This is a genomic window from Nonomuraea sp. NPDC005650, assembly GCF_040605375.1.
Lineage (GTDB): Bacteria > Actinomycetota > Actinomycetes > Streptosporangiales > Streptosporangiaceae > Nonomuraea.
The window spans coordinates 85,175-111,047 of record NZ_JBEXCR010000038.1 but is presented as its reverse complement, the minus strand read 5'-3'; the positions used below and the strand labels follow the sequence as shown (position 1 = coordinate 111,047).

Below are 25,873 nucleotides of genomic sequence, written 5' to 3'. Positions count from 1 at the left end.
AAGGAATAGGCTCAGGCGAGGATTTTGGGCTGCCGGGACGTTGGGGGAATGGGTGAGCAAGTCGTTCGTGCACCTGCATGTTCACACCGAGTACAGCATGCTGGACGGAGCGGCCAAGCTGAAGCCGCTGTTCAAAGAGGCTGAGCGGCTGGAGATGCCGGCGATCGCCATGAGCGATCACGGCAACATGTTCGGTGCGTACGAGTTTCAGAAGGTCGCGGCAGGCTCCCCGGTCAAACCGATCATCGGCATTGAAGCGTACGTGGCGCCCGCGTCGCGCTACCACAAGAAGCCCGTCTTCTGGGGTCCGCGGGCGGAGACCGGCGTAGCCGATGGAGAGGGCGGCAAGGACGTCTCCGGCGCCGGCCGGTACACCCACATGACCATGTGGGCCAAGGACGCGAACGGGCTGCGTAACCTGTTCCGATTGTCCTCCTTGGCGTCTTTCCAGGGCTACTACGGCAAGCCGCGCATGGACCAGGAACTGATCGCCGAGCACTCGGAAGGGATCATCGCCACCACAGGCTGCCCGTCCGGCGCTGTGCAGACGCGGTTGCGGCTCGGCCAGTACGACGAGGCCGTCAAGGCCGCCGGCGAGTACCAGGAGATTTTCGGCAAGGAGAACTACTTCCTCGAGCTCATGGACCACGGCATCGACATTGAGCGGGAGGTGCGTGCCGATCTGCTCAAGCTGGCCAAGCAGCTCAACATCCCGCTGCTGGTCACCAATGACTCCCACTACGTGACCGAGGACCAGGCCGACGCGCACGACAGCCTGCTGTGTGTCGGCGTGGGCAAGAACAAGGACGACCCGAACCGGTTCCGGTTCAACGGGTCCGGCTACTACCTCAAGACCGCCCAGGAGATGCGGGCGCTGTTCCCCGAGCTGCCGGAGGCGTGCGACAACACCCTGCTCGTCGCCGAGATGGTCGGCGACTACGGCGATGTGTTCGCTCAGGTGGACCGGATGCCGGACTACCCGGACGTGCCCGAGGGGGAGACACAGGAGTCCTGGCTGCGTAAGGAGTGCGAGGCCGGGCTGGCGATGCGGTACGGCACCCCGCTCCCTGCTGAGGTGATGGAGCGGTACGAGACCGAGATGAAGGTCATCGGCCCGATGGGGTTCTCCTCCTACTTCCTTGTCGTCGCCGACATCTGCAAGTACGCCCGCGACAACGGCATCGCGGTCGGGCCCGGCCGAGGATCAGCGACCGGCTCGATCGTGGCCTACGCGACCCGCATCACCGAGTTGGACCCGTTGGAGCATGGCCTGCTGTTCGAGCGGTTCCTCAACCCGGAGCGGATCAACCCGCCGGACGTTGACCTCGACTTCGACGACCGCCAGCGCGACCGCATGGTGAACTACGTCACCCAGAAGTACGGCGACACCTTCACCGCGCAGGTCAACACGTTCGGCACGATCAAGGCCAAGGCCGCCGTCAAGGACTCCAGCAGGATCCTCGGCTACCCGTTCGCGATGGGCGACAAGATCACCAAGGCGATGCCGCCGGACGTCATGGGCAAGGGTGTCCCCCTCGCGGACATGTTCAACGAGAGCCACCCCCGGTACAACGAAGGCACCGAGCTCCGCGGCCTGTATGAGAACGACCCCGACGTCAAGAAGGTCATCGACACCGGCCGCGGCATTGAAGGGCTGATCCGCGGCACCGGCGTGCACGCCGCCGCCGTCATTCTGTCCTCGACCCCGCTGCTGGACCTCATCCCCATGCACATGCGGGACAAGGACGGCGTGGTCATCACAGGATTCGACTACCCGTCCTGTGAAGAAATGGGTCTGGTCAAGATGGACTTCCTGGGGCTGCGGAACCTGGGCATCATCGACCACGCCATCAAGATCATCAAGCAGAACCGGGGCGTCGAACTCGACACCCTGACGATGCCGCTCGACGACACCAAGACCTACCAGCTCCTGGCCCGCGGTGACACGCTCGGGGTGTTCCAGCTCGACGGCGGTCCCATGCGGCAACTCCTCAAGCTGATGGAACCGACCCGGTTCGAGGACATCGCCGCCGTGCTCGCCCTGTACCGGCCAGGCCCGATGGCAGCCAACGCGCACACCAACTACGCCCACCGGAAGAACGCCCGCCAGGACATCGAGCCGATCCACCCGGAGCTCAAGGAAGCGCTCGAACCGATCCTCGGCCCCACCTTCCATCTGCTCGTCTACCAGGAGCAGATCATGGCCGTCGCCCGCGAACTGGCCGGCTACACCCTCGGCGGCGCCGACCTGCTGCGCCGTGCCATGGGCAAGAAGAAGAAGGAGATCCTGGACGCCGAGTTCGCCAACTTCCAGCAGGGCATGCGCGGCAACGGCTACAGCGACGAGTCGATCCAGGCGCTGTGGGACGTCATGCTGCCCTTCTCCGGGTACGCGTTCAACAAGTCCCACACCGCCGGATACGGCCTGGTCGCCTACTGGACCGCGTACCTGAAGGCCAACTACCCCGCCGAGTACATGGCCGCCCTGCTCACGTCGGTGGGTGACGACAAGGACAAGGCGGCCGTCTACCTGGCCGAGTGCCGCAAGATGGGCATCCAGGTGCTCCCCCCGGACGTCAACGACTCCCAGCTCGACTTCGTCGCGGTCGGAGACACCCAGGTCCGGTTCGGGATGGGCGCGGTCCGCAACGTCGGGGAGAACGTCGTCGAAGGGATCGTCAAGGCCCGTACCGAGAAGGGCCGCTACACCGACTTCAACGACTTCCTTGGCAAGGTGCCGCTCACCGCCTGCAACAAGCGGGTCATCGAATCACTGATCAAGGCGGGCGCGTACGACTCCCTCGAACATCCCCGCAAGGGCCTCCTCATGGTCCACGAGCAGGCCGTCGATTCCGTCATCGACATCAAGAAGAACGAGGCGCACGGCCAGGACTCGCTGTTCGGCGGGATGGACGACACAGACGACGACGCAGCGTTCACGATCGCCATCCCCGAAGGGGAGTGGGACAAGAAGACCAAGCTCGACTTCGAGCGGGAGATGCTCGGCCTGTACGTATCCGACCACCCGCTGGCTGGCACCGAACGCCTCCTGGCCAGGAACAGGGACACCACGATCGCCGACCTGCTGGACAGCGGCCGCGACGACCGCGGCGACGTCCAGGTGTCCGGCCTGGTCACCAAGGTGGACCGGCGGGTCAACAAGGCAGGCAACACGTGGGCCATCCTCACGGTCGAGGACATGGACGCCGCCGTCGAATGCCTGTTCTTCCCCCGCAACTACGAGCTGTACGGGCCGGAGTTGCGGCCGGACATCGTGGTGTCGGTGAAGGGCCAGATCAACAACCGGGACGGCGCCATCTCGGTCTTCGCGAACGAGATGGCCCTCATCGACGTGTCCGGCGTCAACAGCGAGTCCGGCGCCCCGATCACGCTCCTCCTACGGGAAGAACGCATCACTCCGACTCTGCTGGAGGAACTGCGTCAGGTGCTGAAGATGCACCAAGGCCGCGTACCGCTGCACGTCAACCTGCGGCGACCGGCGGGCAAGGTCATCGTGATGTCGCTACCAGAGTGGTCAGTCAACGCCGAACCGAGTTTTGCGGCCGACATCAAGGCGCTGCTCGGGCCGGAAGCGCTGTCACTGTGAACCGGCAGATCGAGGTCATCACCTCCGACGATGCGCCAGAGTGCCCCCGCTGCGGTCAAGAGGGGTTGCTGTACGCCCGCGTGCCGAACGGCTGGTACAACGCCGCCGGCGCGCGGGTGGAGGGCTACACCGGGGTTGTGCTGTGCCCGGCCTGCGACACGCAGGATCTGCATGCCGCCCCACTGATCACGTGGTTCCACGTCAACGGCGAGGCAAACGACGAGGACCAGGAGTTTGTGCGGTTGTTCATCGCGTGGGCGACCAACGTGTTCGTACCGATGCTGAATGAGCAGGCGCTGGAGGACGAGATCGAGCAGTGGCGGCGCGGCGAACTGTAGCCACAAGATAAGGGGCTGGCCCCCGCCGATCACCGCGGCGGGGGCCAGCCCTTTTTCATGAGCTGCCGATCGGCTACAGGACAGCCGTCGTCTCCGAGGTCAGCGCGAAGTTGTTCTGCACCGCCCCGCAGTTGTTCGAGTCGGACACGATCGCGCCCTGACTGGCCAGGGCGAGGTACTGCTGCACCTGGTCGGCGTCAACGGAGACGCCGAGACCGGGAGCGTTCAGGCCGAGACCGACATTGTTCGTTTCCATTCCTCTTCTCCTCCTTGGAGATCTGGGATCGGTTCACGAGCTACGTGATCGATGTGGCGACCACGACTGCGATGACTTCTCCTTTCTCAACGGGGACGATGGAACAGGTAAGCCAACCGGGGACGACGGCCAGGGAGCCGGCGGCCGGGGTGATGGTGAGCTGGCGGCCCCAGGGCAGGCCGGGCATGGCCGTCATGGCGCTTCCCGCGCGGGGGTCGAACACCGCGATGGTGCCGGCGTCCGGCTCCTTCGGTGGGACGACCCCGAGGAAGAACCAGGCGATGTAGTCGTTCGGTACGGCGAACATCGGCTTCTCGTAGCCGCCCCGCCAGATTTGGGCTTCCATCTCGACGTCGGCGACGTGCCGGCCGCGGGTGCCGCCGTCTGCTCCCCGCTCGGCGAGGGCGTTCATGTCGGCGACGAACGCCTGGCGGAGCGCGTCGATGTCGGAGACGGCTTCGCTCAGCGCCACTGGCGCGAACGGGCCGGGCGCGGTGTGGCCGTCCAACTCCAGGACGTTGTCGCTGACGATTCGCAGGTCATCCAGGTTGATCTGCCGGATGGTGGAGGCGGTTCCCCAGTGGCGGCCCACCACGCCCACGGTGGCGTGCTCGGTGCTGGCGGTCACGGCTTGCCTCCTGTCCGGTCGTATGAGGCGTTCCATGCGATGCAGATCCGCTGCCCGTCCGCGTACTGGTGGGTGGCTTGTACGGAGTGCGGCAGCCAGGAGGGGAACGCCACCAGCAGCCCGGGGCGCGGCTCGATCGACAGCACCCCCGGAGTGACGCCGCAGGCGATCGCCGCCGGCCGCGGGTCGAACATGTGGAGATTGCCGGAGGTGGCGCTGACGCCGCCGCACTCGATGTAGATCGTCCCGGAGTAGATGGAGTCGTGATGGGTGTGCAGCCGGTGGGAGCCGCCCGACCGGTAGACGACCGCCCACGCCTCAGCGATCACCGGATACTTGCTCTCGACCTCCGGGGCGCGTTCGGCCAGCACGTCGGCCGTCATCGCGGACACGGCGTCGCGGATCTGCGTACGCAGCCACGCCACCGCCCGATGATCCCACTTCAGGATGTCCATGCTGGACTTCTTGGTTCCGCCGCCGGCGAGCCCGAACGTGTGCGCGGCCGCGTCGTGGTCTTCGGCGTCCAGGATGAGGTCACGCAGCTCGCTGATCATCTCCCGAGCTTGTGCTCCGCCGTCCGGGGTGTCCGGGTCGGCGAGCCCCGCCTGGTAGATGGGCGTCTCCCAGGCGGTCATCACGACGGCCTGGGGACGTGTCGCCGTCTGTGTCATAGGGCCTCCTTGAGCCGTTGGACGAGTGCTCGCCCGGCGTCGGTCAAGTCGTCGTCGATGCCGTCGAGCAGGGACAGGCATCCGCGGCCGTAGTCGATCAGGTAGCGGATGTGGCCGGCGGCGATCTGGGGGGCGGCGTCGGCCGGGTCGATCCGGTGCAGGCGCCCCAGCGCGGCCGCGACGTGCGCGGCGCCCAGGACCTCGCTGGGGGTGCGGTCCGCGGTCCCCGAGGGCAGGATGAGCTGTTCGGCGCCTTCCCGGGCCAGCCGCCACACCTCTTGAATCATGTAGAGCCACTGGTGGCACAGTTCGTGCGTCACCTGTTCGCGCAACTCGCGGTAGCGGGCGAATGCCACCTTTGCGAGCAGGATGTGCTGGGGCCAGTCCCGGCAGGACGCCGAGATCGCCCCGTCATCGGTGTCCAGCAGGAGGAACCGCACCGGGAGCCGTACGAGAGGGCTCCACGCCGGCACCGTCTCCGCCAGGTCGTCGAGCACGTAAGTGATGTCGGCCTGCCTGTCGCGGGAGAGCGCCAGGCCGGGGATCAGGGGGGCCGGGTCTTCCTGTACCAGCAGGGCGCGGCCCGGGTCGAGCCAGGTGCCGGCCTGGGCCGGGGCCACACCGTCCAGGCCGAGTTCGTTCGCGCGGACCTGGCGTACCGCCGCGACGGCCGCCAGGAGCTGGCCGAAGTCGAACTTGTCGTCCAGGAACGGCATCCCGGCCAGCGTGCTGATGGGATCTTTCAGGGTCTCTTTCACGGGTTCGTCACTGCCTTGGCCGTCAGGTGGTGGGTGAGCAGTTGCGGGTGGCTGATGAGCGGGTCCGGGTCTTCTCCGATCGCGAGGATGCCGACGCCGGCGCGGCGCCCGGTCTGCAAGCACGGCAGCGGCCACGCGGCGTGCGGGTCCGGCGTGAAGTACACGTTCGGAGGGTTCTCCATGCGGGCGAGCACCTGCGGCCCGCACACCAGCCCGTTGTAGGTGTCGAAGCCGAACCGCTGATGGCCCACGTCGAAGTCGTGGATCATGACCACGCCGCAGCTGATGGCGGCCAGCTCGCGCTCCAGCGGCCAGCTCTCCGCCCAGTGGGCGTCCAGGAAGAGCAGCGGCCGCTGGTAGGTCCGGCTGGCCTCCTCGACCAGGAGCGGCGAGTCCCTCCAGCTCACGTCCGCGTTGGGCAGCTCGGCGACGCGGTGCCGGGTGAAGTCGGCGTGCTGCTGCACGACGTCGCAGGTGCGGACGGGCATGTTCGGGTAGCGGCGGGCCAGGTATTCGGTGGTGTCGCCCAGGAAGCATCCCGTCTCTACGATCGCGTCGCAGGAGAAGTCGGAGAGCAGGTCGTCCACGAGCAGTGCGGTGTGGATGTCGAACCCGAACGGGCCGCCGCCGTCCGACAAACCTGCCTGGCCGGCCCGTACGGTGGTGTAGAAGACCTGGAGCGTGAGCTCTACCTGAGCCTTCTGCCAGCCTGTGAGCTGGTCCCATGGGGGAACGGGCATACGTCACTCCCGGGGGTTCGATGGAAGGTGATCGCCCACCCTCCGCAGGGGGCGAGCGGGCATCCCCCCGGCGCCGCATACGAGCAGCGCGGAGGAAGCGCGAACAGGGGGTCGCCGACGTTGACCGTGTCGGCCGGCGAGGGGGACGGGACCGTGCTGTGCCGCACGTTGCCTCCTCGCCCCATAGCGGAGCTGATGCGCCGCCTCAGTTCATCAAAGACTCCTGGGCGGCGCCTGGATATGGGCCGCTGGTGCAGGGGTTCGCTTACCGCGTCCGGGGGCCACCACGGGTTTCCCATGACGAGGAAGATGAGGTCCATCCGGGGCTCCTCTCACATCGCGTACGTGCGGGGCCGGGCCGTCAGGTGGGTGCCGTGATAGGCGCGAAGGCGTGTCTCCTGTCCGCGGAGCACGTAGAGGAGCGAAGAGTAGTCCGGCTGCTGGATGACCTCCCTGACCCCGTCGGCTCTCATGTTTGAGGTGACCTCCACCAACAGCGTTGCCTGCCAGCACTCCCGCCCGGACTTGTCCTTGCCTCGGACGAACTCCCAGGCCGGGTAGGTTCGGCGGAGACCCGAGAGCCGCAGGTGAGCAACTGTTGTCGCCTTCATTGATGATCACCCTGTTGTGCTGTGGTTCGTTGTCTTCCGGTCGGTGGGCAGGCCGTGGGATGGCGGCGTGGAGGACGCCGTCCCACGGCCTTTCGTCTCATGACCTGGCCCCGTTTGCGGAGCCGTAGAGCGGGGCGCGCGTTCGCCATTGCGCCTGTACGGCAGCGCCCATCTTGGCCACCAACTGACTGGGGTGAACGGCGTCGATCACGATGCCGCCCGGCGCGCAAGGGCCCTTGTAGAAGGCGGTGAGGGATCGCCTGTGGGGCGAGTACATGAGTACCCAGTCGGGGAAGCGTCTCTGGTGCTCGCGAACGTATGCCCTGCCACTGTGGTCGGCAGCGATGTCGCTGTCCCTGATCATGAGGATCTCCTGGGCTTATGGGAGGGCGGAGGACCTGCGCATGTGAACGAGGGGCGCAGGGCTCCTCCGCTCTCCCTTTTTCACCGGCCGGGGCGCATGGACTGGCAAGACAACATGCGCCGGGCCGGGAGCTTCCATGGCACCTCGCGCCCTGGCAGAGCTGCGTTCCTGCCAGGGCGCGAGGCATATGGCGACGCGGACCGTGGCGGTGCGGATCGGTGGGCGCGCCGTGGCTCGCAATCGGCGGGGCGGCTCATCTCCGCCTCGCCGATCGTGCTTACTGCGGGCATGGAGGTGCTCGCCAGCGTCACATCGGCGGCGGACGTCTGCCATGCCCTGGCTCATCAGATGGCCTTCACCGTGGCGTTGCGGGCAGGACCGGGGCGAGCGCGGCGATCGCCGCCCAGAGGTGCGGCCCCGTCTTATCGACGTTCACCACATCGTCAGGGTGAGCGGGCAGCAGCTCATAGGTTCGGTGCAGCCCGGTGAGGGGGCGCAGGCGGGAGTCCTTCATCAGCGCGCGGAGTTGCATGCCGGAGCGCAGGTCCAGGGGGCCGACGTGGCGCTCGTAGAGGTCTCGGGCTTTGGCTGTCGAGGTTTCTGGTGCGCCGTCGCCGGTGGCGCAGGTGAGTGCGATCACGCTGCCGGGTGCCAGCTTCCTGCCCAGGTTCCACAGCATGTGCTTGGCGGCCTCGTCGTCGAGGTGGTGCAGCAGTCCGCCGGCGAGGACTCCGACCTCCTGGTCCGGATCGATCACGGTCAGGAGCTTGGGGTGCGACAGGAGGTGGCCGACGTCGCGGACGTCCGCGTCCACTGTGGTCACGTTCGGCTGGAGCTGGGTGGCGCGCAGCATGTGGGAGATGACCGTGGGGTCGGCGTCCACGTAGGCGAAGCTGGCGTCCTGGACGACCTCGTGCACGTTCTGGTCGTCGGGGGAGCCATCTGCGGGGTAGCCGCATCCCAGGTCGATGAACTGGCGTATGCCACTGTCTGCCAGATATGCCGCCGCTCGCCGGATGAAGCGGCGGCTCTCCTGCATGGCCTTGCCCAGCCCGGGGAGGCATTCCAGCAGGCCCTGCGCCAATTCCTGCTCGCGGCCGTAGTGCTCGCGGCCGCCGAGCAGCGCGTTGTATACCCGGCTGGGCGCGTACATCGGCGGCGCGTATGCCGCTCCGGACGTGCCGGTACTCATCAGGAGCCCTCGCGTTGTGTCGGAGTGGAGCGGCGGCTGCACGTCCCACCGATTACGTGCAGTCACCAAGCCAACATGCGTGCCACCGACACATCGACATCCGCCAACGAGGAGGCTTACTGCGTCGCCTCAACCGGAGAAGTCCGACGTGTAAGTGAGCACGCCTCCACTCTCACCGCGAAGCGCGCAGATCACAGGTAGTCTCCCTACCCCCTTGTCGAGGGGTAGGGTTCCTACCCCTCCCCTAGCTGGCTGCGGGGAGCTGAAGCTTGTGGGCTAGATCGCGTGCGTCGTCGCGGACCGTTGCGCCTCCACTCGCCGACAGCTCCATCAGGGCAGAACGGGTGAAGAGGTTGTACGCGATCGTATCGGGCGCGATCTCGTGCGCCTTGTTCAGGAGGTGCACGGTCGCCACTGGCTGATTCTGGAGATGGTAGGCGCGGGCGATCTCGATGGTGTGGAAGGACCGGCGGGTCGCAGATGGCATGGGCGCGAGGGCGACTCGCTCGGCCTGGCGGACCGCCTCGGACGCGATCGTCAGGTCGGCATACATGGTGATCGCGTACGCATCCACCATGGTCTGCCCGAACAGCAGCCATGGATGGTGACCGTCGATTCGCTGGGCCGCGTCGTAGGCCAGATCCCAATGGTGCTCGGCGTCTCCGCGGCGACCAGTCTTCGCGTGCGACAGGGCGATCGCCAGGTGCATGAGTCCCCACAGGCTGCGATCGTCGTCGCTGTTCTCGGGGCGGAGCAGCTTGGTGGCTTGGTGCGCGAGCTCGATGCGGGCTTCGGCGTTGATGGCGGCGTCCCTGAAGACGTGGTTCACGTACCAGGCGGCGGCGGCCATGGCATGCGGGTCGTCAGCGTCCTGGGCGGCGTGCATGGCCCGATCGCCGGTCAGCATCACCAGGTCGTGCATGGGCTGGAAGCTGAAATAGAGCTGGGCGAGATGGTACACCTGGGCCAGCGATGACAGTGCGCGGCGACGGTCGCGGCCGTCCAGGAGTTTGGCGGAAGTACGCGCGTCCTCAAGCAGGCGGGGCAGGACGGCGGCGATGGCAGTGCGGTGCTGGGGGGAGCCGTGCCACACCATCCACGCCTGAGCTACGGTGGCCGCGAGGGCGTCGGCAGACACCGGCTCACGGTCTTCGAAGATGATGGGGTGGCTGGCGAGTACGTGGCCGATCCGCTCAGCCTGTTCATGCTGGCGCTTGCCGAAGGTGGCAGTGGTGAGCTTCTGCTCGCCGGTCAGGTCCGCGAGGTTCTCCACCCCGAGCAGCTCGGCCAGGCGGACGAGCATGAGCATGCGTGGCATGAGGATTTTGCCGGTCTCCAGAGCCTTGACCCACTCCTCTGAGCGGCCGCACAGCTCACCCAGCACGCGGCGGCTCATGCCGGCGCGATCCCGGTAGTAGCGGAGGCGTTCTTTGAAACCTGTGGGCGTGTTACCGTCGGCCATAGCCCTGCTCCTCTACCCTGCGAACTCGACAATTCTCAGGCTAGGCGTGCAGGGCTCACCCATGTCTAGGGTTAGGACCGAAATCCCTTCGCCCATAGGGATTTCGGTGCGTTGCCGGCGGCTGGTCAGTCCTCGGTCTGGTCGGGCCCGTACCGCTTGTCGTACTGCTCGACCACCTTGCGCGCGCACCACCAGGCGACCGGCAACGCTCCGCCTCCCAGGTAGAGGCTGAGCTTGTCGGCCTGGTCCTCGTGCGCGGAGATGATCCCGTACATGGCGATGAAGGCCACCATGAACACCTGGAAGCGGATCAGCAGGAGCTTCTGCGCGTGGGTCAGCCCAGACGGGGCCAGCGCCTGGTCTTTCGTCAGGTACGCCTCGTAGGCGAGCGGCCTGATGGTCTCGAACGCCTCGTAACGTTGAACGGCTTCATCGAATCCCCTGATGAAGGCGCGCCGCACCGTTTCCGGGAGGCCCTCGTCGGCCAGAGCCTGTCGTAGAAAGTGCATGGCGGGGCCAGTCTCACTCAGATCTGGAAAGAGCTCGGTGAGAGCCTTCTCCCACGCGACGTTCGGGAGATGCTTGGCGGTAGTCATGCTTCAAGAGTAGGTAACGTCACCGACGCTTCATGGTGCAGCGAAATCGGGCAGCGGACAGGTTGCCGAGCCCTGCGGTTGGTCGAGATGTCCCCCGTGCTCAGTCGCCGGCGTCGTTGTCTGGGCCGTATTTCTTGTCGTACGCCCGGCCGACCTGGCTGGCGCACCACAAGGCCATTGGAACGGCTCCGCCCCCGGTGTAGAGGGTGACCCTGTCCGCCTCGTCCTCGTGGGCGGAGAAGACGCCGTACAGGGCGAAGAACACCACCAGGAAGACCTGAAGGCGGAGCAGCAGGAGCTTCTGCTTGTGGCTCAGCCCCGCGATCGGGAGTTTCTCCACCGTGAGCGTGTCCTCCGCGTGCCCCTCGTCGGTGAGGATGCGCACGGTTGGCGTGTAGACCGTGGCCTTGGCCTCCACGGTCGCGGTGACCACGAGGGAGGCGGAGCCGGTCACGGTCGTGGCGCCGTGCGCGGACAGCGGCAGAACGGGAGGCACCGCATCAACGTGGTTGGCGAGCGCGTCCAGGATGTCGCTGGCGGCGCGCAATGCGGTGGCACGGTCAATCCGGCCGTGCGCCAGGCGGTTGCGGACATCGCGGATAGCGTCAGTGAACGCGTCGCGGGCCCGCTGCTCGGCAGGGCTCGCCGGCGGCGGCAGCAGAAATGCGAGCAGCCTCTCGAACGCGCTGTCGGGCTTGGCGGTAGTCATGGCGGAACATTAGCCGCAGAAACCGGCCAAGCCGAGTCTGCAAGTTTGGATCAACGGTTTGCAACGATCCGCGACACGCCGTTTCGGATGTGGCGTATGCAAACATGGGTGCGCAATGATGCTCCGCATGGCTGCTATCGCTGGACGCACACGACGCCCCGACTCGGACGGCGTCTTCGCATCGCTCGGTGGTCGCGTCAGCCCCAAGGTGCACAAACTCGCATGGGACGGCGCGGCTCGGGATCGCGTGTCCATCGCGCTCTACCTGGAGCGGCTGGTGGAAGCCGACCCGTTGACCCGCCGTCCTGCTCTCGGGTCGGTGCCGCGGCGTGCCCGCATCCCCGCAGGGGACGAGATCATGCTGTCGGGGCGCGTCCGGCCGGAAGTGAAGACAGCGGCGAAGAAGGGCGCCCGCGCCCGCCAGGTGCCGATCTGGCGCTACCTGGAAATCCTGGTCGAAACCGCCGAAGGCAGCCAGGAGAACGCCGAGCTGGTCGTCCCCGCGCGGCCCGAGATGCTCGACCTTGACTTGATGAGCGCCTGATGCGCCGCACGCGCCAGGCCGAAGGGAGCTACTGACCGCCTAGGAGGGCGGATAACTCCATAGAACGCCATGAGGGCCTCCGCGCCGTTCTACCGCCAAGCAGATTGCGCGAAGACCCTCAGATAGGCCACCGGATCCCGGCGGGCTTTCGCATGCCTGGAGCCGGTCAACCAGAAGCTGGTGACCACGATAGACGATGGCCGCCCAGCTCTGCCAGTCATGCCCGAAAGCGGCGTGTTGCTTTCGGGCGATTCCGGCACGGCTGGTTCGCACAACCTCATACCCGCCCCACGTGGGGCTGAACCGGGACATGCCGTCCTGACGGCGGCCGCGACCTGGGCATTGTGTGCGCCGCGGATGGGTGCGCGCGGCCGCGTCCGCATTGCCAAGAGCGGCAAGAAGGCCGCTGCCGGGTTCGCCGGCCGCCACGAGCTGCCGCTCACCGTGCGGCTGCCAGCGCAGACCGCCGCGCTGTACGTCTACGAGTACGGCATGACGGACATGCTGCACATCGACAGCGACCCGGGCTTGGCTGCGCGGCGCGGCGCGAGCGATCCGCTCGCCGTGGTGGAGGAGGAGATCGCCGACTTCGCCGCGTTGCTCGCGGTGTGCGGTGGGGAATCCTTCACCGATCTCTCCCCCATCTCCGGTGGCCGGCACCTGTACGCGAAATGGGCGAAGAAGATCCCGTACGGGGAGATGCGGCGCATCGCCCAGGCGCTCGCTCGCCGCTACATCAGCTTCGACCCGGGACCGATGCTTGGCATCACGGACGGGCTGATCGTCCCCCCCGGCGCGTGGGTCGGCGGCGGCCGCTTTCGTGAGCTCGCCGACGATCCCGCGTACGTCGACTGGGTGCTCGACCACCCGAACGGCGCCGCTGTGTGGGAGGCGTTGACGGACGCGCTGGCTCCCGAGCTGGAGGACCTTGAACAGGCCACCCCATCCGCTCCCCCGGCCCCGCTGGTCCGCTCGGGTTCGTGCGACCACCCGCAAAGTAGCTCCGCGGTGGCCGCGGGGTGGGCGGTCGTCGATGAGGACGGCGCCCGCACGTGGCGGCGGCCCGGCGGCGTGATCCCCGCGCTCTCCCCCCGCATGGAGTCGGTTGCCCGCACTGGCAGCTACCCGGCCGGTGTCGGCCCTGGCCGCTATCGGTCGGACAGCGAGGCCCGGCAGGCGGTCGTTGCTGGCGCGTTCTCGTGCGGGTGGAGGCTGGCCGACGTCGCAGAACGGATCCGCTCCGGTCACTGGCCCGGCCTCGCTGGTTTCTATGCCCGGTACAGCAACCGGCAGCGTGCTCAGGCGCTGAAAGCGGACTGGGACAAAGCAGCAGCCTGGATTCTCGAACGGGAGTCCGGACGTGAGATCCACACAAGGGAGAGAACACACCGGGGGGGTTGGCAGGTGTCTGTGGAGGGGGTGCCGGTCGCGGTGAAAGCTCCGACCTCTCCCCACGCTTCCAGTATTCGGGAAGATGCGCTCCGGCAGACTCGCCGCTGGAACTCTGCTTTCCGCTCGGCCGAACGCTACCGGTGGCCTGGGCCGGCAGGGATCACCAAACGCCGGATCTTGCGCGCGATGCTCAAGGCCGCCCAACTGAAGGGCAGCATGGTGGTCGCGTTCGGGGTGCGGGAGCTTGGGCTGCTCGCAGGTCTCGACCACTCGACCGTCGCGAAAGGGCTACGGGAGCTGCGGGACGAGCGAGGCCCGTTCATCGACCTGGTGGCCGAGCACCACGGCGACCACCCCGACACTTACCAGCTGATCATCCCGGTCGAGTACGCCGAAGCGGCCGCTTGGCGGCGCTGGCAGCCCGGCCGACTCGGTGGCATCCACCCAGTGTTTCGGGAGTTGGGCGGGCCGGCCGCGCTCATCTACGAGCAGCTCACCGACACGCCCATCCGCAGCATGGACGTGCCCGGCCTGGTCGGTGTGTCCGACACGGCCGCCAAGACCGCGCTGGCAGCGCTCGCCGGGGAAGGGCTGGCGGAGCGCGGCCCGGGTGGGTGGGTGCGCGGCCCGGCCGACCCGTACGACGTGGCGGAGCGGCTGGACGTGTACGAGAGGGTGGCCGCCGTCGTCGCCCGCTACCGGACAGAGCGCGCCGACTGGCGAACGTTCCTGGGCATCGTCGAGGCGAACTTTGCGCCCGAGTTCGACCCCGAGGACCGATCGATCCCAGCCGAGGAGCGGGCGGCGCTCGGGCCGCCGCCATGGATGGAATCCGAGCCGCACGGCCCGCCCGCGCTGGTGACCGTGTCCTGAACCGGGCAGGGGCTGCTCAGGCGACCTTCGGCGGCGCCGGCACCTTGCGCAGCATGCCCGCCCGGTACATCTCCTCGACCACGGCGCGGACGATCTCCTCCCGGGTGCTGATCTCCGGGAGCTGGTTGGCGGCGTGCTCGCCGACCTCGAGCGCGCGGGCGAACGCGGGCGCGTCCTGCCGGGTGGGGGTGAGCTGGCGTCGGGGCTCGCCGCGGTGGCGGGCGGGCTGGATCGGCACGCCCGTGCGGGGGTCGTCGGCGAGTGGCCGCCCGCAGTTGCGGCATTCGTAGTTGCCGTCTTCGCACCAGATGACCGCGTTGCTGCATCGCTGCCGCTTGTCCACGCCGTCACCCCTCTTCTAAACAGGCTGTGGTATTCCGCTCTTTTGTCGATTGTGCGGGCCCCTGCCTGGCGGAGTCAACACCGTTGCGGCTGCTGATCATGGCGGCGAGACGTTAGCCCCCGGACGTGCTTCCCTGCGCCGTCATGGACCGCAGCACCGCGAGGGACGTGTCCCCGCCCCCGGCTGGCCGCTTAAATAAGTCTCCTGTACTATTTGAAGTATCCGGCATGAATTGCGGCCCTGTCGGGTGTTGTCCCAGGAAGGACCCCCATGCCACCCACCAAGCATGAACACACGCTGGACGAGCTACGCGCGGACGGCTCCATCTACGCCATGCGCGTCGTCGCCGACGCGCTCACCTACGCCGTACACCGACGCGACCCCTCCGCCGCCGAAATCCTCGCCGACCTGTCCACGGACGAACTGCACCGACTGTGCATCGCCCTGGCAGACCTCCGCCCCTGGTCGCAGTTCAACGACGGGCTCATCGACGAGATCGCCATCCAGCGCGCCATCGACGGACACAAGGTCAAGCTGCGCGAAGTCGAACAGGTCGCGATCGCCAAGCGGTTCATCAACGAAGGCCGGACACGTAACAAGTTCGCCGAGCTGCTCCGCATCTCAGGCAAGCACGCCATCCACCTGTGGAACCAGGCGCAAGGACTGCTCGCCTACGAACGCCACCACGACACCGTCACCAGCCGCCGCGAGCGCACCGTCCCGGGCAGGGCCGCATGACCGCGCCCCTGCCTCCCGAATGGCTCGCCCTCGACCCACACCCCGGCGGCCCGCACTGGGCCGCCTGCGAGCGCACCCATCCCGGGTGTGCGTGGAAGGCCGGCGTCCGGCACGGCCACGAGGTGGCCGCTCATTTCATCCTCGACCTGATCCGGCCCGGCGACCCCGGCGAGCGGATCCGCGCGCTCACCGAAGCCGCACGCCTGGTGTGGCGACTCGCTGGCCCCGACCTGAACGGAGCCCCCGTGCCGCACACCCCCGACATCGCCGCGCTGGAGGCGGAGGCCGCGAAGCTCGCCGCCGCCGAAGCGCGCGACGCCGCCGACGAGGCGACCGACCGGGCGGCGCTGACCGGCTCCGCCACGGACGATGCCGCACACCTGTGACCGCCATCCCCCCCGGCCGGGGGCTCCGGCCACCCCGAACTCGCTTTCAGGAGGAACCCATGCGTATCCGTCTCGGCCTGCCCGCGGCCGCTGCTCTCGTACTTACTACCGGATTCGTGGTGGCCTGCTCGGACGAGCAGCCCGCGTGCGCGTCCGTACGCGAGCAGCCCGCCGCGGTGGCCACGGGCGCCCCGGCCCGCACCAACACCAGTACGAACACGGGCACTCAGCAGCGCAGCGTGCCGAACACGCGGACGTTGCCCACGGCCCAGCCGTACAAGCCGTCGACCAGCAGGCCGCTGATCCGCCAGCAGCCGAAGGTCACCTACCGGACCGGCACGGACCACCAGCAGTACCGCCACTTCGACGGCTTCCCCGGCTGGTACCCGGTCGGTGTCTGGCCGTATGGCTACGCCGACCAGTACGGCTGTGCCGTCGTCTCCGGCCAGGAGGGCGACGGCATCGACGACCTCGACGACCTGATCGACGGCGACTAACTCGCCAGCCCGACTCATCCCCCGACTGTGGAGCCCTCCATGCCCGACCTGAACCCTCCGGCCGTCGACCTGTTCGAGCAGCTCACCACCGCGCTCGGCACGCTGATCGAGCACGTGCGCGGTGACGCCGCATGCCGCGACGGCTGCATCTCCCATATGACGCCGCAGAACAGCAGCTCCGACTGCCCCGCCTACGACAACGCCGTCACCCTCCTGGAGCAGACCCGCCGCCGCCGGACGCTGATCGTGCTCGACACGGTCGCTGCACCTATCGCCGGAGTGGAGAACATCAAGATCCCCCGTGGCGAGGTCGGCATCGACCTCGAAAGTAGCCGTGTCGTCCTCTGGTCCAAGGACCCAGTGCCGAGCTACACAGGGGCGGAAGCCATCGAGGTCGGCACGGTGCTCGTCGCCGCCGGACGGGAAGCCGCCCGCCAGCCCGACCCTGACGAGGTGGATCTGCTCGCGCGGACCATGGCCGACTACGGGGACAGCAACCTTGTCGAGCTCGCCCGCCACCTCCTCAAATCCGGCTACCAGCGGGTCGACAGCGATGACTGAGCAGCCCGCGACCCCCCTCACGTGCGCCACCTGCCGGGAAGCGCAGGCCGCGCACCTGCTCGTGTTCGACGGCGTCCCGGTCGGGCTGTTCTGCCCGGCGTGCGGCGACCAGATCGTCACCTCCCTCACCGAGCACCCCGGCCCGCCCGGCAGCCAGATCGCCGTGTACCGGTTCGCGCTCCACCTGATCCCCAACCTGCCTGAGCGTGAGCAGTCGACGCCCGAAAGGAACCGCACATGAGGAAGTCGTTCATCGTCGACATCGCGGTGGCGCTCGTTGGGCTGTCCGCAGGCTTCTGGTTCAGCTGGTACGCGATGGAGACGGGCAACGGCAAGGTGCTGCTCGCGGTGTTCGCTTTCCTGGCCCTGGGGCTGGCGGACCTGGTCCGCCGGTGGTGGAAGGCATCCCGGTAGCTGGACGGGCGGCTCGCTCAAAGAACCGGGCCCGCGCGGTGATGCCGGAGCAACCCCGTCACCGCGCGGGCCCTTCCAACATCCCGGAGGCCGAGATGGCGAACCTGCTGGACGCGATGACCGACCGCCTGAACCGCATGCCGGAGGAGGCGCAGAAGAAGCTGATCAGGACCATGACGGAGGCCACGCTCCGCGACTTGCACATCAAACCGCGCGCCAAGGCGCTCGGCTGGCTCCTCTACTGGACGTGGAACAGCAGGAACTCCCCCGCCGGGTTCCCCGACATCATCCTGCTGCACCCGGTCACCGGCGCCCTGGTCGTGCGCGAGCTGAAGATGTACGGGAAGAAGCCCCGGTCGGAGCAGCAGGCATGGCTGGACGCCTACGTCCTGGCCGGGGTCGACGCGGGGGTGTGGACGCCTGAGCACCTGTTCAACGGCGAGATCGACCGCGTGATGATCGGGGGCGCACGCCGACCGCCGGGTACTCGATAAATCCGCGCGCGGCGGGCACTCTGCCCGCCCTACGCTTGTTTCATGTCTACCGCCGCTGACTCCCCCTGGCGTCCCCTGCGCGAGCGACTGGCCGGAATGACGGGCGAGCGAGCTCTCGTGGAGAGCGTGCCTGAGTACATGGCCTGGCCGCTGAGCAAGTGGCTCATCCGCGCCATACAACATGAAGAAGGCCCGCTCGACCTGGCGACGCTTGTGCAGCTACGACTCCGCCGCGCTAGCGGCATCGGCTGGGACGGGAACGGCCGCCCTTACGTGATGCTCCAAGGAGACGAGCTGCTGGAGGCGATCGACGCCGCCCTGGACATCTACAGCTTCCTCGCCGCGACGGAGGTCCGCAGCCGCACTTTTGAGCACCAGTGGTGGGGCCGCTTGCTGAAAGAATTGCAGTCGATGCTGGAGCATGGCGGCTCAGCGTGGAAGCTGAACGACGACTTCAACGGGCTGACCCGCCGCGTGGACGAGACCGTTTCGGGGGCCGCTCAGGCGACGATGCAGGCGGCACCCGAGGACGCGGCCAGCCATCTGAGGAGGGCTTGGGATGCCACGTACGGGTTCAATCCGGATCCGACGAAGGCGTACAGCGAGGCGGTCAAGGCGGTGGAGGCCGTCGTGGTCCCTGTGACGATCCCCAACGATCGGGTGGCCACGCTCGGGAAGGCGATCGCGCACATCAAGAGCACCGCGGCGAAGTGGAGCATCGCGATCGACCAGGCGGGCACGCCCGCGCCGGCAGATGCGCTGCTCGCCATGCTCGGGCTAGTGTGGCATGGGCAGAGCGACCGGCACGCGGGCCCGAATACGGCCCCGGTCACGCTGGAGTCGGCGCAGACCGCGTTGCACGCGGCGGTGACGCTGGTGCAGTGGTTCACGTCCGGCGCCGTAAAGAAGTCGCCCTGACTTGCCCGGCGGGAATAGGCAACCAGATAAATCGACTGTACTATCAGAGCGTAGGAGCCTTATTGGGGCCCCTACGCTCCTTGCTTTGCAGGAGGTCTGATTCCAGGAAGGTTGCCCCCGATGAACGCTGCTGTTGACGAAGACCGGAAGCTTGACGAGGCTGCCGCCCAGATCCGGGCGGCGCACGAACGCGCCACCACCCTGTGGAAGTCCACCAAGGACGAGTCGCACCCGCGAAACTTGGCCGGCCTGGCGCTCGTGCTCCTGCACGAGCGCGACACGACCGAGACGTGGAAGCAGATGGACATCTCCCGCACGATGGGCGATCAGGAGCTGCTGCCCGGCGCCCCCTCCGATAAGGAGGTGTTGAGGCGCGACTGGTCGGACCCGGCGCACTGCGACCAGGTGATCGCGGAGAAGAAGACCAGGCTCAAGCGGATCAGGGACAATCACGGGGAGGCCTTGAAGGAGCGCCGTGAGGGCGTGGCCCGGCTCGCGATCGGCAAGGTGACCGGCGAGCCTGTCCCGCACGCGGTGATCGCCCGCAAGACTGGCCTGTCGCTGCAGCAGATCGCCGCCGACCTGAAGGCGTCACGGCAGGGCATCCCCGACCTGGCGGACATGCTGGACGTGCCCGAGGCGCGCGTACGCGCCACACTTGACCGGGCGCGCGAGGCTGGGATCGACCTCCCGCCCCACGACACGGAGCCGCTGCTGTTCGACCCGGTCGCGTTCCGCGCGTGGTGGGACGAGCGCCGGTTCGGCTGGCAGACCGCGGACCAGCACGCCGAGGACATGGGCGCCGACCGGGAGGGGGTGGCCGAGCTGCTGGAGGTGGCTGAGGAGATCGGCGACCTGCCCGAGCACGACGACGAGGACGGAGAGCGGCAGTTCGAGCCGGAGGCGTTCCGCACCTGGTGGGCCGGCCGTGTTCGCGACATGGAGCAGATCGCAGAGGGGTGGGCTGGCGCGACCGCTCTTGCGTACAAGGTGCGCATGCCGGTCGCGATCCTCCTCACCCGTCTGAGCGAGGCGAAGAAGGCCCGCCGCCTGCCCGAGCATCGGAGAGCCCCGCGCGGCCGCCGCTACAACGTGGAGGCAGCGCTGGAGTTCCTCGCCCAACGCGCCCAGCCCGAGGATCCGAGGGTCAGCCCCGTGTCTGAACTGGCCGCGCTGGTCGACGAGTCGGATCACGTCGTCAGTGCATGGTTGCGCGAAGCCGAGCAGCGCGGCATCCCCCTCCCCGATTACACAGAGGGAACGCGGTGGCGCCGCTACGACCGGGAGCAGTTCCCCACCTGGTGGGCGGAGACACGAGAGCGCACGTGGGATGGCGCACTGGCGACGCTGCCGGAACTGGCCCGCCTGCTGGACGTGCCCGAGGAGGAGATGCAGCACGGGCTAAAGACGGCTGAACGTTTGAAGGTGGTTATGCCTCCGGGCGAGACCACCCGCAAGCACGGTCACCAGTTCGCGGTGGACAAGTTCCGGATCTGGTGGCCGGCCTGGCAGGCGGCCATGTCCGCCGGCGAGATGCGGTTCGCGGCGCTGTCGGGTCTGGCCGACACGATCGGACTGGACAGAGAGAAGGCCAAAAGGCAGGTGAAGGCCGCGCTGGAACGCGGCCGCGTGCTGCCGCCGCACCAGGTCGACGCTCGCGGCCACCGCCAGTTCGAGGTGTCGGCCTACCAGGCGTGGCGGCGCATCGTCGAAAGCTGACCCTCTGTCCTGTTTCGGCCCCGGGTGGACGTTAACCGCCCGGGGCCGAACTATGCCCGCCGGGGGATCTTCCGGGGGGTACAGGGGTGTTGGCGCCTGCGCAGGCAGGGGCGGGCGACCGAAAGTCCATGGTCGCGCGCCGGATGTTCTACGACCTGATGGAGCTGCCGGTCGAGGACCGGCGGACGCTCGTGTGGGGGCTGTCGCCGGCGGAGGCGCGGCACGTGTACGCGGCCGCGTACGAGGTGGCCGGCACGTCGTATCACCTGTGGGTGGACGACCCGGTGGGGTTCGTCGAGCAGGTGCTGGGCGCCGTCGTCTGGAGCGTGCCGCGCCGGTTCATGACGGCGTTGACCAGGCATAAGCAGGTCGCCGTACCGAGCTGCTTTGGTTCCTCGAAGACGTTTTCTTGCGGACAGCTCGTGCTGTGGGCGTCTCTCGTGCATCCGGTTGGCACGAACACCGTGGTGACGCTCGCCCCTCTGTGGCGGCAGGTCGCCCGCCAGTTGTGGCCGGAGGTGCGGGCCGCGCACACGCGGGCGGGCCTGCCGGGCACGATCGACCTGACCCAGTTCAAGATGCCGGATCGGAACGGGCTGGACACGGTGGTGGCCTACGGCATCGCGGCCTCTCCACATCAAGAAGCGGCAGTTCAGGGCATACACGCCGCCAACCTGCTCCTCGTGGTCGAGGAGGCCGGCGGCATCGCGCACACCATCGGCCAGAACCTAGCCGGTCTGATGGTCGGCGAGGGCGCGAGGATGATCGCCATCGGGAACCCTCCCACTGATGAGGTGGGGACGTGGTTTGAGAAGCTGTGCGCGGACCCCGAGGTGGAGACCATCCCCATCCCGGCGTGGGAGACGCCGAACCTCACCCGCGAGGACTTCGGGATCTGCCAGTCCTGCCCGGGCGGCGGGCACTCCCCCGCCCGGCACATGGTCGACCGGGCGTGGATCGACCGGCAGATCCGCGTGCACGGCCGCAAAAGCAACTACGTCAGGGCGAAGGTCGACGCGCGCTTCCCGACCGGGACGGCGAACGCGACCATCCCCGCGGACTGGGTGGAGGCCGCGGCCAAGCAGGAGGAGCCCGACGACGGGATCCGGTTGTGCGACCTGGGGCTGCCGGACGAGACCGCCGAGTGGCGCGTGCATGAGGGCGCGTGGGTCCGGTTGGGCGTGGACGTCGCCGCGGACGGCGGTGACGAGTTGGCCATCGCGCGGATCGTCGGCGACCTCGTCACCTTGGAGCATGTGTCGTCCGGGGCGGAGAACGGCAACTCGGTGCATGTGGCCGGGATCATCCTGAAGGAGATCCGCCGCGCGGAGGCGCTCGCCAAGCGGCTCGGCACGAAGGCGAAGGTGCGGGTGAAGATCGACGGCATCGGCTGGGGGTGGGGGCCGGCCGGGCAGCTCGTGAAGTGGGGGCATGAGGGTGTGCACGGCGCGGAGATCGTCACGGTGATCGTGTCGGAGAACACGAACCGGAAGCCGGATGAGGAGTCGATGCGCCCGTACAGGAAGAGGGACGAGATGTGGCTGGCCGGGCGCAGCCTCGTGCGGCCGGACACGTCGGGGCTTTGCCGGGTGCGGTTGCGGCTGGATGAATTGACGGTTGCGCAGCTCTCGGCGCCGAAACTGAGTACAAACTCAGGCGGATTCTCAGTGGTGGAATCCAAGCCGGATATGAAGAAGCGCGGCCTGTCGTCTCCGGACCGGGGGGAGGCCGTTCTCCTCGCCCCTTACGAACCGAGGCCGTCCCGTAACCAGGTGCGACTCCTTGCTTAGGTTTACCGGCCGCCCGAAATTGTTACGCCGCGATGTTGCCGGGGTGGAAAAACGACACTGTCCGAATGTCCTTTACTTGCCCATAAAAGAACCTTTACGTTTTCTACCCGGTCAGGACGGCGGGGTGCAGGCCGTCCCGCCGTCCACAGCACGTCGTCCGCATCGCTGAAGCCACCGAGTGTCGTCTCACTCCTGGGGTTTGACACACTCCCGAGGACTCGACGCGGTCGGTGCGATCACGGGGAGGAGATGCATGCCCGAATTTCCGCCGGGCCACGCGTTCCACTACGCGGTGTATGTTCCGGCGCCATCAGCAGCCCATCTGCGCGAGACGCACCAAAACCCATACCTGACTATCCCTGACGACCTCACGGTTTTGCCTGACTGGCCCGATGGGCTGGTCCTGGAAATCCAAGAGGCGATCTGCATCAAGTGCCGCCAACCGTACGGGGCGGTGGCGCACGACCCCATCTGTGCAGCGGATTCCAACCCGGAATACCTCCGCGGCGGGAAAAAGGACCGGGCATGGCGGCAGGTAGCCGCGCCCGGCACGTCGGCGCGCGAGATCGCCACCCGCCAACAGCAGCGAGAGACGCCAGCGCTCATGCAGGCGTCCCGCATCGCCGGCCTGTCGTAGCGCAGTCCCGGCTCAGGACGTAAACCCCCTGGCCCCCTACCGTGCCGCATCAGCCAGCCATACCCGGGCTGGCGGGCACGGGGGGGCCTTTTCGTGGACGACACCGCACACCGGCAGTCGCGGCTGACCGGCCGGCAACTCAGGGACCTGGCGGGGCTGGCGCTCATGGTGGTGGGCGCCGTGTTGACGTGCATAGCGGGGTTCATCGTCCATCCGGCGGCCGGGCTCGCGGTGACCGGCGCGTGGCTGCTGGGCGGCGGCTGGCTGCTCGCCAGTACGGAGCTGCCCGACCCGGACCGTGAGGGGGGCCGGTAAATGGCACGCCGCCGATTCCTGCCCGGCCTGCGCGGGCTTGAGACCAAGGGGTGGGGGACGTGGGCCGCCCCGTCCCCCACCTATTTCGCGCCCACCAGCGACGCGATGCAGCGGGCCTGGCCGGTCGAACGCGCTGTGGCCGAGGGCTACGAACGCACCGTGTGGGTCTACAAGTCGGTGCACGCGATCGCCACCCACCAGGCTCGGTTGGACTTCATCCTCCGCGACGGCGATGACCTGGTCGACGACCATCCGCTCCTGGACTTGCTGAACGACGGCCGCGCGAACCCGTTGGAGTCCGGGAGACAGTTCCGGTCTCGGCTGTCGGCGCAGATCCTGCTCTCCCCTGCGGGCGCGTTCGTGGAGGTCACCGAGTCGCGGCGAGGCACGCCGGTACGGCTGGACCTGCTACCGCCCGGCAGGACGCGGCCGGTGCCGGGCAGGGGCGCGGATCTGCTGTCCCATTTCGAGACGGTTGCGCCGGACGGTCGCCGCATCGGCATCGACCCCGAAAGGGTGCGGTGGTTCAGAGATCCGCACCCGCTCGACCCATTCCGCGGTATGACGCCGCTGGAAGCGGCCGGGCTCAGCGTTGACCTGGACTTCTTGTCGCGGCTCTACAACGTCGTCTTCATCAGGAACGACGGACGGCCCGCCACGGTGGTCGGCGTTGAAGGGGAGGCCGCGCCGGGCGAGCTGGACCGCATCGAGGCCCGGTTCGGCCGAGGGCCGATGGAAGCCGGCAAGGTGTCCGTCCTCAGCGGCAAGATCAGCGTCGCCGATTTGGGCAAGACTCCTCGCGACATGGCGTACGGGGAAGCCGCTGGCCGCGCCAAGGAGGAGGTCCTGGCGGCGTTCGGTGTCGGCGAGACCGTGCTGGGCAACGCGAGCGGCCGCACGTTCGACAACGCGGACGCGGAGCTGTACCAGTTCTGGACGATCACGATGGACGGCCACATCGGGATCGTGACCTCCGGGTTCGACTCCGACACCGACGACGGCATCGTCTGCGACCTCGACACCAGCAAGGTGGAGGTGCTGCGTAGGGTCGCCGCCGCCCGCCGCCAGGAGGCGCGCGAGGAGTTCAACGCCGGGCTCATCAGCCCGGACGAGTACCGGAAGATCGCCGAGCACGACGAGGTCGATCTTCCGCACACGCGGGCGCTCTACATCGCCCAGGGCAAGACCCCGATCCCCACCAGGGAAGAGGACGCCGAAGCGCTCGGCTTGGCCGGCCCTGCCGAGGAGGCGCCGCCCGGCGAGGAGCTGCCGCCCGGCGAACAGGCGCCGCCCGGGGAGGAGATGCCGGTGGACGGCCAACAGCCCCCCACTTCGCCCGGCCAGCCTGGCGGGCCGGAGCCCACCGCGGCAATCGACCGGCTGCAGGCCATGCTCGACAGCGGCGAGACGAAGGCCCTCGCCGCACTGGTCGAACCGCCTACGCTGGCCAGCGAAACGGTGTCACCCAAGAGCACGACGGTCGTTGTCGAGCCCGCTCCCGTGGACCCGCGTGACCTGCTTGAGCAGGAGCTGGTCGAGACCATGGAGCGGCTTATGCGGCGCCTGGTCGCCCGCACCGCCGCCCGCGTCGCAGGGACGAAAGCCCGCAAGGGCACCCGCCACTGGGAACCCGAATACGAGGTGGACACCCGGGTCGGTGACGCACCGATCGACGTGGCCCGGGTCGTCGACCCGGCGCACTGGCAGGACGAGGCCGCCGCCGCGCTGGCGCCCGTGTTCGCCGCCGGGGCGCTCGCCGCTGGCGCGGCCCTGGCCGGCAGCGTTGGCGCCATCGTCGGCGAGATGGCCGCCATCACGGCCAACCAGGTGGCCGCAGCCGGGACCGCGTGGCTCGCCTCGCGCGTCGCCCAGGCCGCGACGGACCTGTCCGGCATCATCGCCGCCCGCGATCGGGGCGGCGCCGACATGGCCGACATCACCCTAAGAATCCACGCCGACCTGCCCAGCCTGGAGGCGTGGGGGCGCAGGCTGGCATGCCAGGTTGCCGGGAACGTGGCGCACGCCGCTGAGTCGGCGGTCGCCGCCGAGCTCGCCGGGACGGACGGGCTCGCAACAGCGACGTGGCGGGTGGACAGCGAGGAGACCGGCCGGCTCGCCCATCGGGAGGCGCACGGCCAGGTTCAGCCCGCCGGGGGCGCGTTCCGGGTCGGGCGGGCGATGCTGGCCTGGCCGTGCGACGTCGACGGCCCGCTGGAGCAGGTGTCCGGCTGCCGGTGCCGCCTGCGCTGGATGGTCGTCCCCGGGTCGTAGGACGTTAGCGGGCGAAACCGCCACGATGCCGCCTCGAACGACAACAGGG

At 68.2% G+C, this 25,873-nt stretch carries 28 protein-coding genes; 17 read left to right on the top strand and 11 right to left on the bottom strand.

Going from position 1 to position 25,873, the window contains the following annotated elements; genetic code table 11:
- The first annotated feature begins 52 nt into the window (after positions 1-52).
- Positions 53-3,607, top strand: coding sequence for a DNA polymerase III subunit alpha (dnaE, locus tag ABZS69_RS48160; RefSeq protein ID WP_355385805.1), 3,555 nt, complete (start codon positions 53-55; stop codon positions 3,605-3,607).
- A complete protein-coding gene (locus tag ABZS69_RS48155; protein WP_355385802.1) occupies positions 3,604-3,945 on the top strand; it encodes a DUF6300 family protein in 342 nt (113 codons plus the stop codon). The genes dnaE and ABZS69_RS48155 overlap by 4 nt, the downstream gene beginning before the upstream one ends.
- Before the next feature lie 73 nt (positions 3,946-4,018).
- Here the strand turns inward: ABZS69_RS48155 and ABZS69_RS48150 are convergent, their stop codons facing one another.
- From ABZS69_RS48150 to ABZS69_RS48105, 10 genes are all read right to left on the bottom strand, one after another.
- Complete coding sequence (locus ABZS69_RS48150; protein WP_355385799.1) at positions 4,019-4,201, bottom strand: hypothetical protein; 183 nt, start codon at positions 4,199-4,201, stop codon at positions 4,019-4,021.
- 40 nt (positions 4,202-4,241) lie between these two features.
- Positions 4,242-4,829: a hypothetical protein gene (locus ABZS69_RS48145; protein ID WP_355385796.1), complete on the bottom strand. Its 588-nt coding sequence runs from the start codon at positions 4,827-4,829 to the stop codon at positions 4,242-4,244.
- A complete protein-coding gene (locus tag ABZS69_RS48140; RefSeq protein WP_355385793.1) occupies positions 4,826-5,500 on the bottom strand; it encodes a TIGR02466 family protein in 675 nt (224 codons plus the stop codon). Before ABZS69_RS48140 ends, ABZS69_RS48145 begins: the two co-directional genes overlap by 4 nt.
- Positions 5,497-6,258, bottom strand: a complete 762-nt coding sequence (locus ABZS69_RS48135) for an HEXXH motif-containing putative peptide modification protein (protein WP_355385790.1) — start codon at positions 6,256-6,258, stop codon at positions 5,497-5,499. The genes ABZS69_RS48140 and ABZS69_RS48135 overlap by 4 nt, the downstream gene beginning before the upstream one ends.
- A complete protein-coding gene (locus ABZS69_RS48130; protein ID WP_355385787.1) occupies positions 6,255-6,998 on the bottom strand; it encodes a hypothetical protein in 744 nt (247 codons plus the stop codon). Before ABZS69_RS48130 ends, ABZS69_RS48135 begins: the two co-directional genes overlap by 4 nt.
- A 332-nt stretch (positions 6,999-7,330) precedes the next feature.
- Entirely contained in the window at positions 7,331-7,609 is a 279-nt protein-coding gene (locus tag ABZS69_RS48125; protein WP_355385784.1) for a hypothetical protein, read from the bottom strand.
- A 719-nt stretch (positions 7,610-8,328) separates the two neighbouring features.
- Entirely contained in the window at positions 8,329-9,165 is an 837-nt protein-coding gene (locus ABZS69_RS48120; RefSeq protein WP_355385781.1) for an SAM-dependent methyltransferase, read from the bottom strand.
- 244 nt (positions 9,166-9,409) lie between these two features.
- A complete protein-coding gene (locus tag ABZS69_RS48115; protein ID WP_355385778.1) occupies positions 9,410-10,627 on the bottom strand; it encodes a helix-turn-helix transcriptional regulator in 1,218 nt (405 codons plus the stop codon).
- A 125-nt stretch (positions 10,628-10,752) separates the two neighbouring features.
- Positions 10,753-11,223 (bottom strand): hypothetical protein, encoded by a 471-nt coding sequence (locus ABZS69_RS48110; protein WP_355385775.1) that lies wholly within the window; start codon positions 11,221-11,223, stop codon positions 10,753-10,755.
- A gap of 100 nt (positions 11,224-11,323) precedes the next feature.
- Positions 11,324-11,932 (bottom strand): hypothetical protein, encoded by a 609-nt coding sequence (locus ABZS69_RS48105; RefSeq protein ID WP_355385772.1) that lies wholly within the window; start codon positions 11,930-11,932, stop codon positions 11,324-11,326.
- A 127-nt stretch (positions 11,933-12,059) separates the two neighbouring features.
- Here ABZS69_RS48105 and ABZS69_RS48100 point away from each other — a divergent pair, with 127 nt between their 5' ends.
- Positions 12,060-12,476 carry a hypothetical protein gene (locus tag ABZS69_RS48100; protein WP_355385769.1) on the top strand — a complete coding sequence of 139 codons (417 nt, stop codon included), beginning with the start codon at positions 12,060-12,062 and terminating at the stop codon, positions 12,474-12,476.
- A gap of 180 nt (positions 12,477-12,656) precedes the next feature.
- Positions 12,657-14,741, top strand: coding sequence for a hypothetical protein (locus tag ABZS69_RS48095; protein WP_355385766.1), 2,085 nt, complete (start codon positions 12,657-12,659; stop codon positions 14,739-14,741).
- 16 nt (positions 14,742-14,757) lie between these two features.
- Here ABZS69_RS48095 and ABZS69_RS48090 read toward each other — a convergent pair whose 3' ends face one another.
- Positions 14,758-15,084: a hypothetical protein gene (locus ABZS69_RS48090; RefSeq protein ID WP_355385763.1), complete on the bottom strand. Its 327-nt coding sequence runs from the start codon at positions 15,082-15,084 to the stop codon at positions 14,758-14,760.
- Between the two features lie 270 nt (positions 15,085-15,354).
- On the opposite strand from ABZS69_RS48090, the gene ABZS69_RS48085 reads away from it, so the two are divergent.
- From ABZS69_RS48085 to ABZS69_RS48025, 13 genes are all read left to right on the top strand, one after another.
- Complete coding sequence (locus tag ABZS69_RS48085; RefSeq protein WP_355385760.1) at positions 15,355-15,822, top strand: hypothetical protein; 468 nt, start codon at positions 15,355-15,357, stop codon at positions 15,820-15,822.
- Positions 15,819-16,208: a hypothetical protein gene (locus ABZS69_RS48080; RefSeq protein ID WP_355385757.1), complete on the top strand. Its 390-nt coding sequence runs from the start codon at positions 15,819-15,821 to the stop codon at positions 16,206-16,208. The genes ABZS69_RS48085 and ABZS69_RS48080 overlap by 4 nt, the downstream gene beginning before the upstream one ends.
- Before the next feature lie 59 nt (positions 16,209-16,267).
- Positions 16,268-16,705: a hypothetical protein gene (locus ABZS69_RS48075; RefSeq protein ID WP_355385754.1), complete on the top strand. Its 438-nt coding sequence runs from the start codon at positions 16,268-16,270 to the stop codon at positions 16,703-16,705.
- Positions 16,706-16,744: 39 nt separating this feature from the next.
- A complete protein-coding gene (locus ABZS69_RS48070; RefSeq protein ID WP_355385751.1) occupies positions 16,745-17,266 on the top strand; it encodes a hypothetical protein in 522 nt (173 codons plus the stop codon).
- A complete protein-coding gene (locus tag ABZS69_RS48065) occupies positions 17,259-17,507 on the top strand; it encodes a hypothetical protein (RefSeq protein ID WP_355385748.1) in 249 nt (82 codons plus the stop codon). Before ABZS69_RS48070 ends, ABZS69_RS48065 begins: the two co-directional genes overlap by 8 nt.
- Entirely contained in the window at positions 17,504-17,680 is a 177-nt protein-coding gene (locus tag ABZS69_RS48060; RefSeq protein ID WP_355385745.1) for a hypothetical protein, read from the top strand. The genes ABZS69_RS48065 and ABZS69_RS48060 overlap by 4 nt, the downstream gene beginning before the upstream one ends.
- A 95-nt stretch (positions 17,681-17,775) precedes the next feature.
- Positions 17,776-18,174 carry a VRR-NUC domain-containing protein gene (locus tag ABZS69_RS48055; RefSeq protein ID WP_355385742.1) on the top strand — a complete coding sequence of 133 codons (399 nt, stop codon included), beginning with the start codon at positions 17,776-17,778 and terminating at the stop codon, positions 18,172-18,174.
- 42 nt (positions 18,175-18,216) lie between these two features.
- Positions 18,217-19,092 (top strand): hypothetical protein, encoded by an 876-nt coding sequence (locus ABZS69_RS48050; RefSeq protein ID WP_355385739.1) that lies wholly within the window; start codon positions 18,217-18,219, stop codon positions 19,090-19,092.
- A gap of 120 nt (positions 19,093-19,212) precedes the next feature.
- Complete coding sequence (locus ABZS69_RS48045; RefSeq protein ID WP_355385736.1) at positions 19,213-20,811, top strand: hypothetical protein; 1,599 nt, start codon at positions 19,213-19,215, stop codon at positions 20,809-20,811.
- Positions 20,812-20,939: 128 nt separating this feature from the next.
- Positions 20,940-22,601, top strand: a complete 1,662-nt coding sequence (locus ABZS69_RS48040; protein ID WP_355385733.1) for a hypothetical protein — start codon at positions 20,940-20,942, stop codon at positions 22,599-22,601.
- 253 nt (positions 22,602-22,854) lie between these two features.
- Entirely contained in the window at positions 22,855-23,238 is a 384-nt protein-coding gene (locus ABZS69_RS48035) for a hypothetical protein (protein WP_355385730.1), read from the top strand.
- Between the two features lie 93 nt (positions 23,239-23,331).
- Positions 23,332-23,553, top strand: a complete 222-nt coding sequence (locus ABZS69_RS48030; protein ID WP_355385727.1) for a hypothetical protein — start codon at positions 23,332-23,334, stop codon at positions 23,551-23,553.
- The gene (locus ABZS69_RS48025) at positions 23,554-25,824 is read left to right on the top strand and encodes a phage portal protein (protein ID WP_355385724.1); all 2,271 of its coding nucleotides are present in this window, start codon (positions 23,554-23,556) and stop codon (positions 25,822-25,824) included. It begins immediately after the preceding gene.
- The last annotated feature ends 49 nt before the right edge of the window (positions 25,825-25,873 follow it).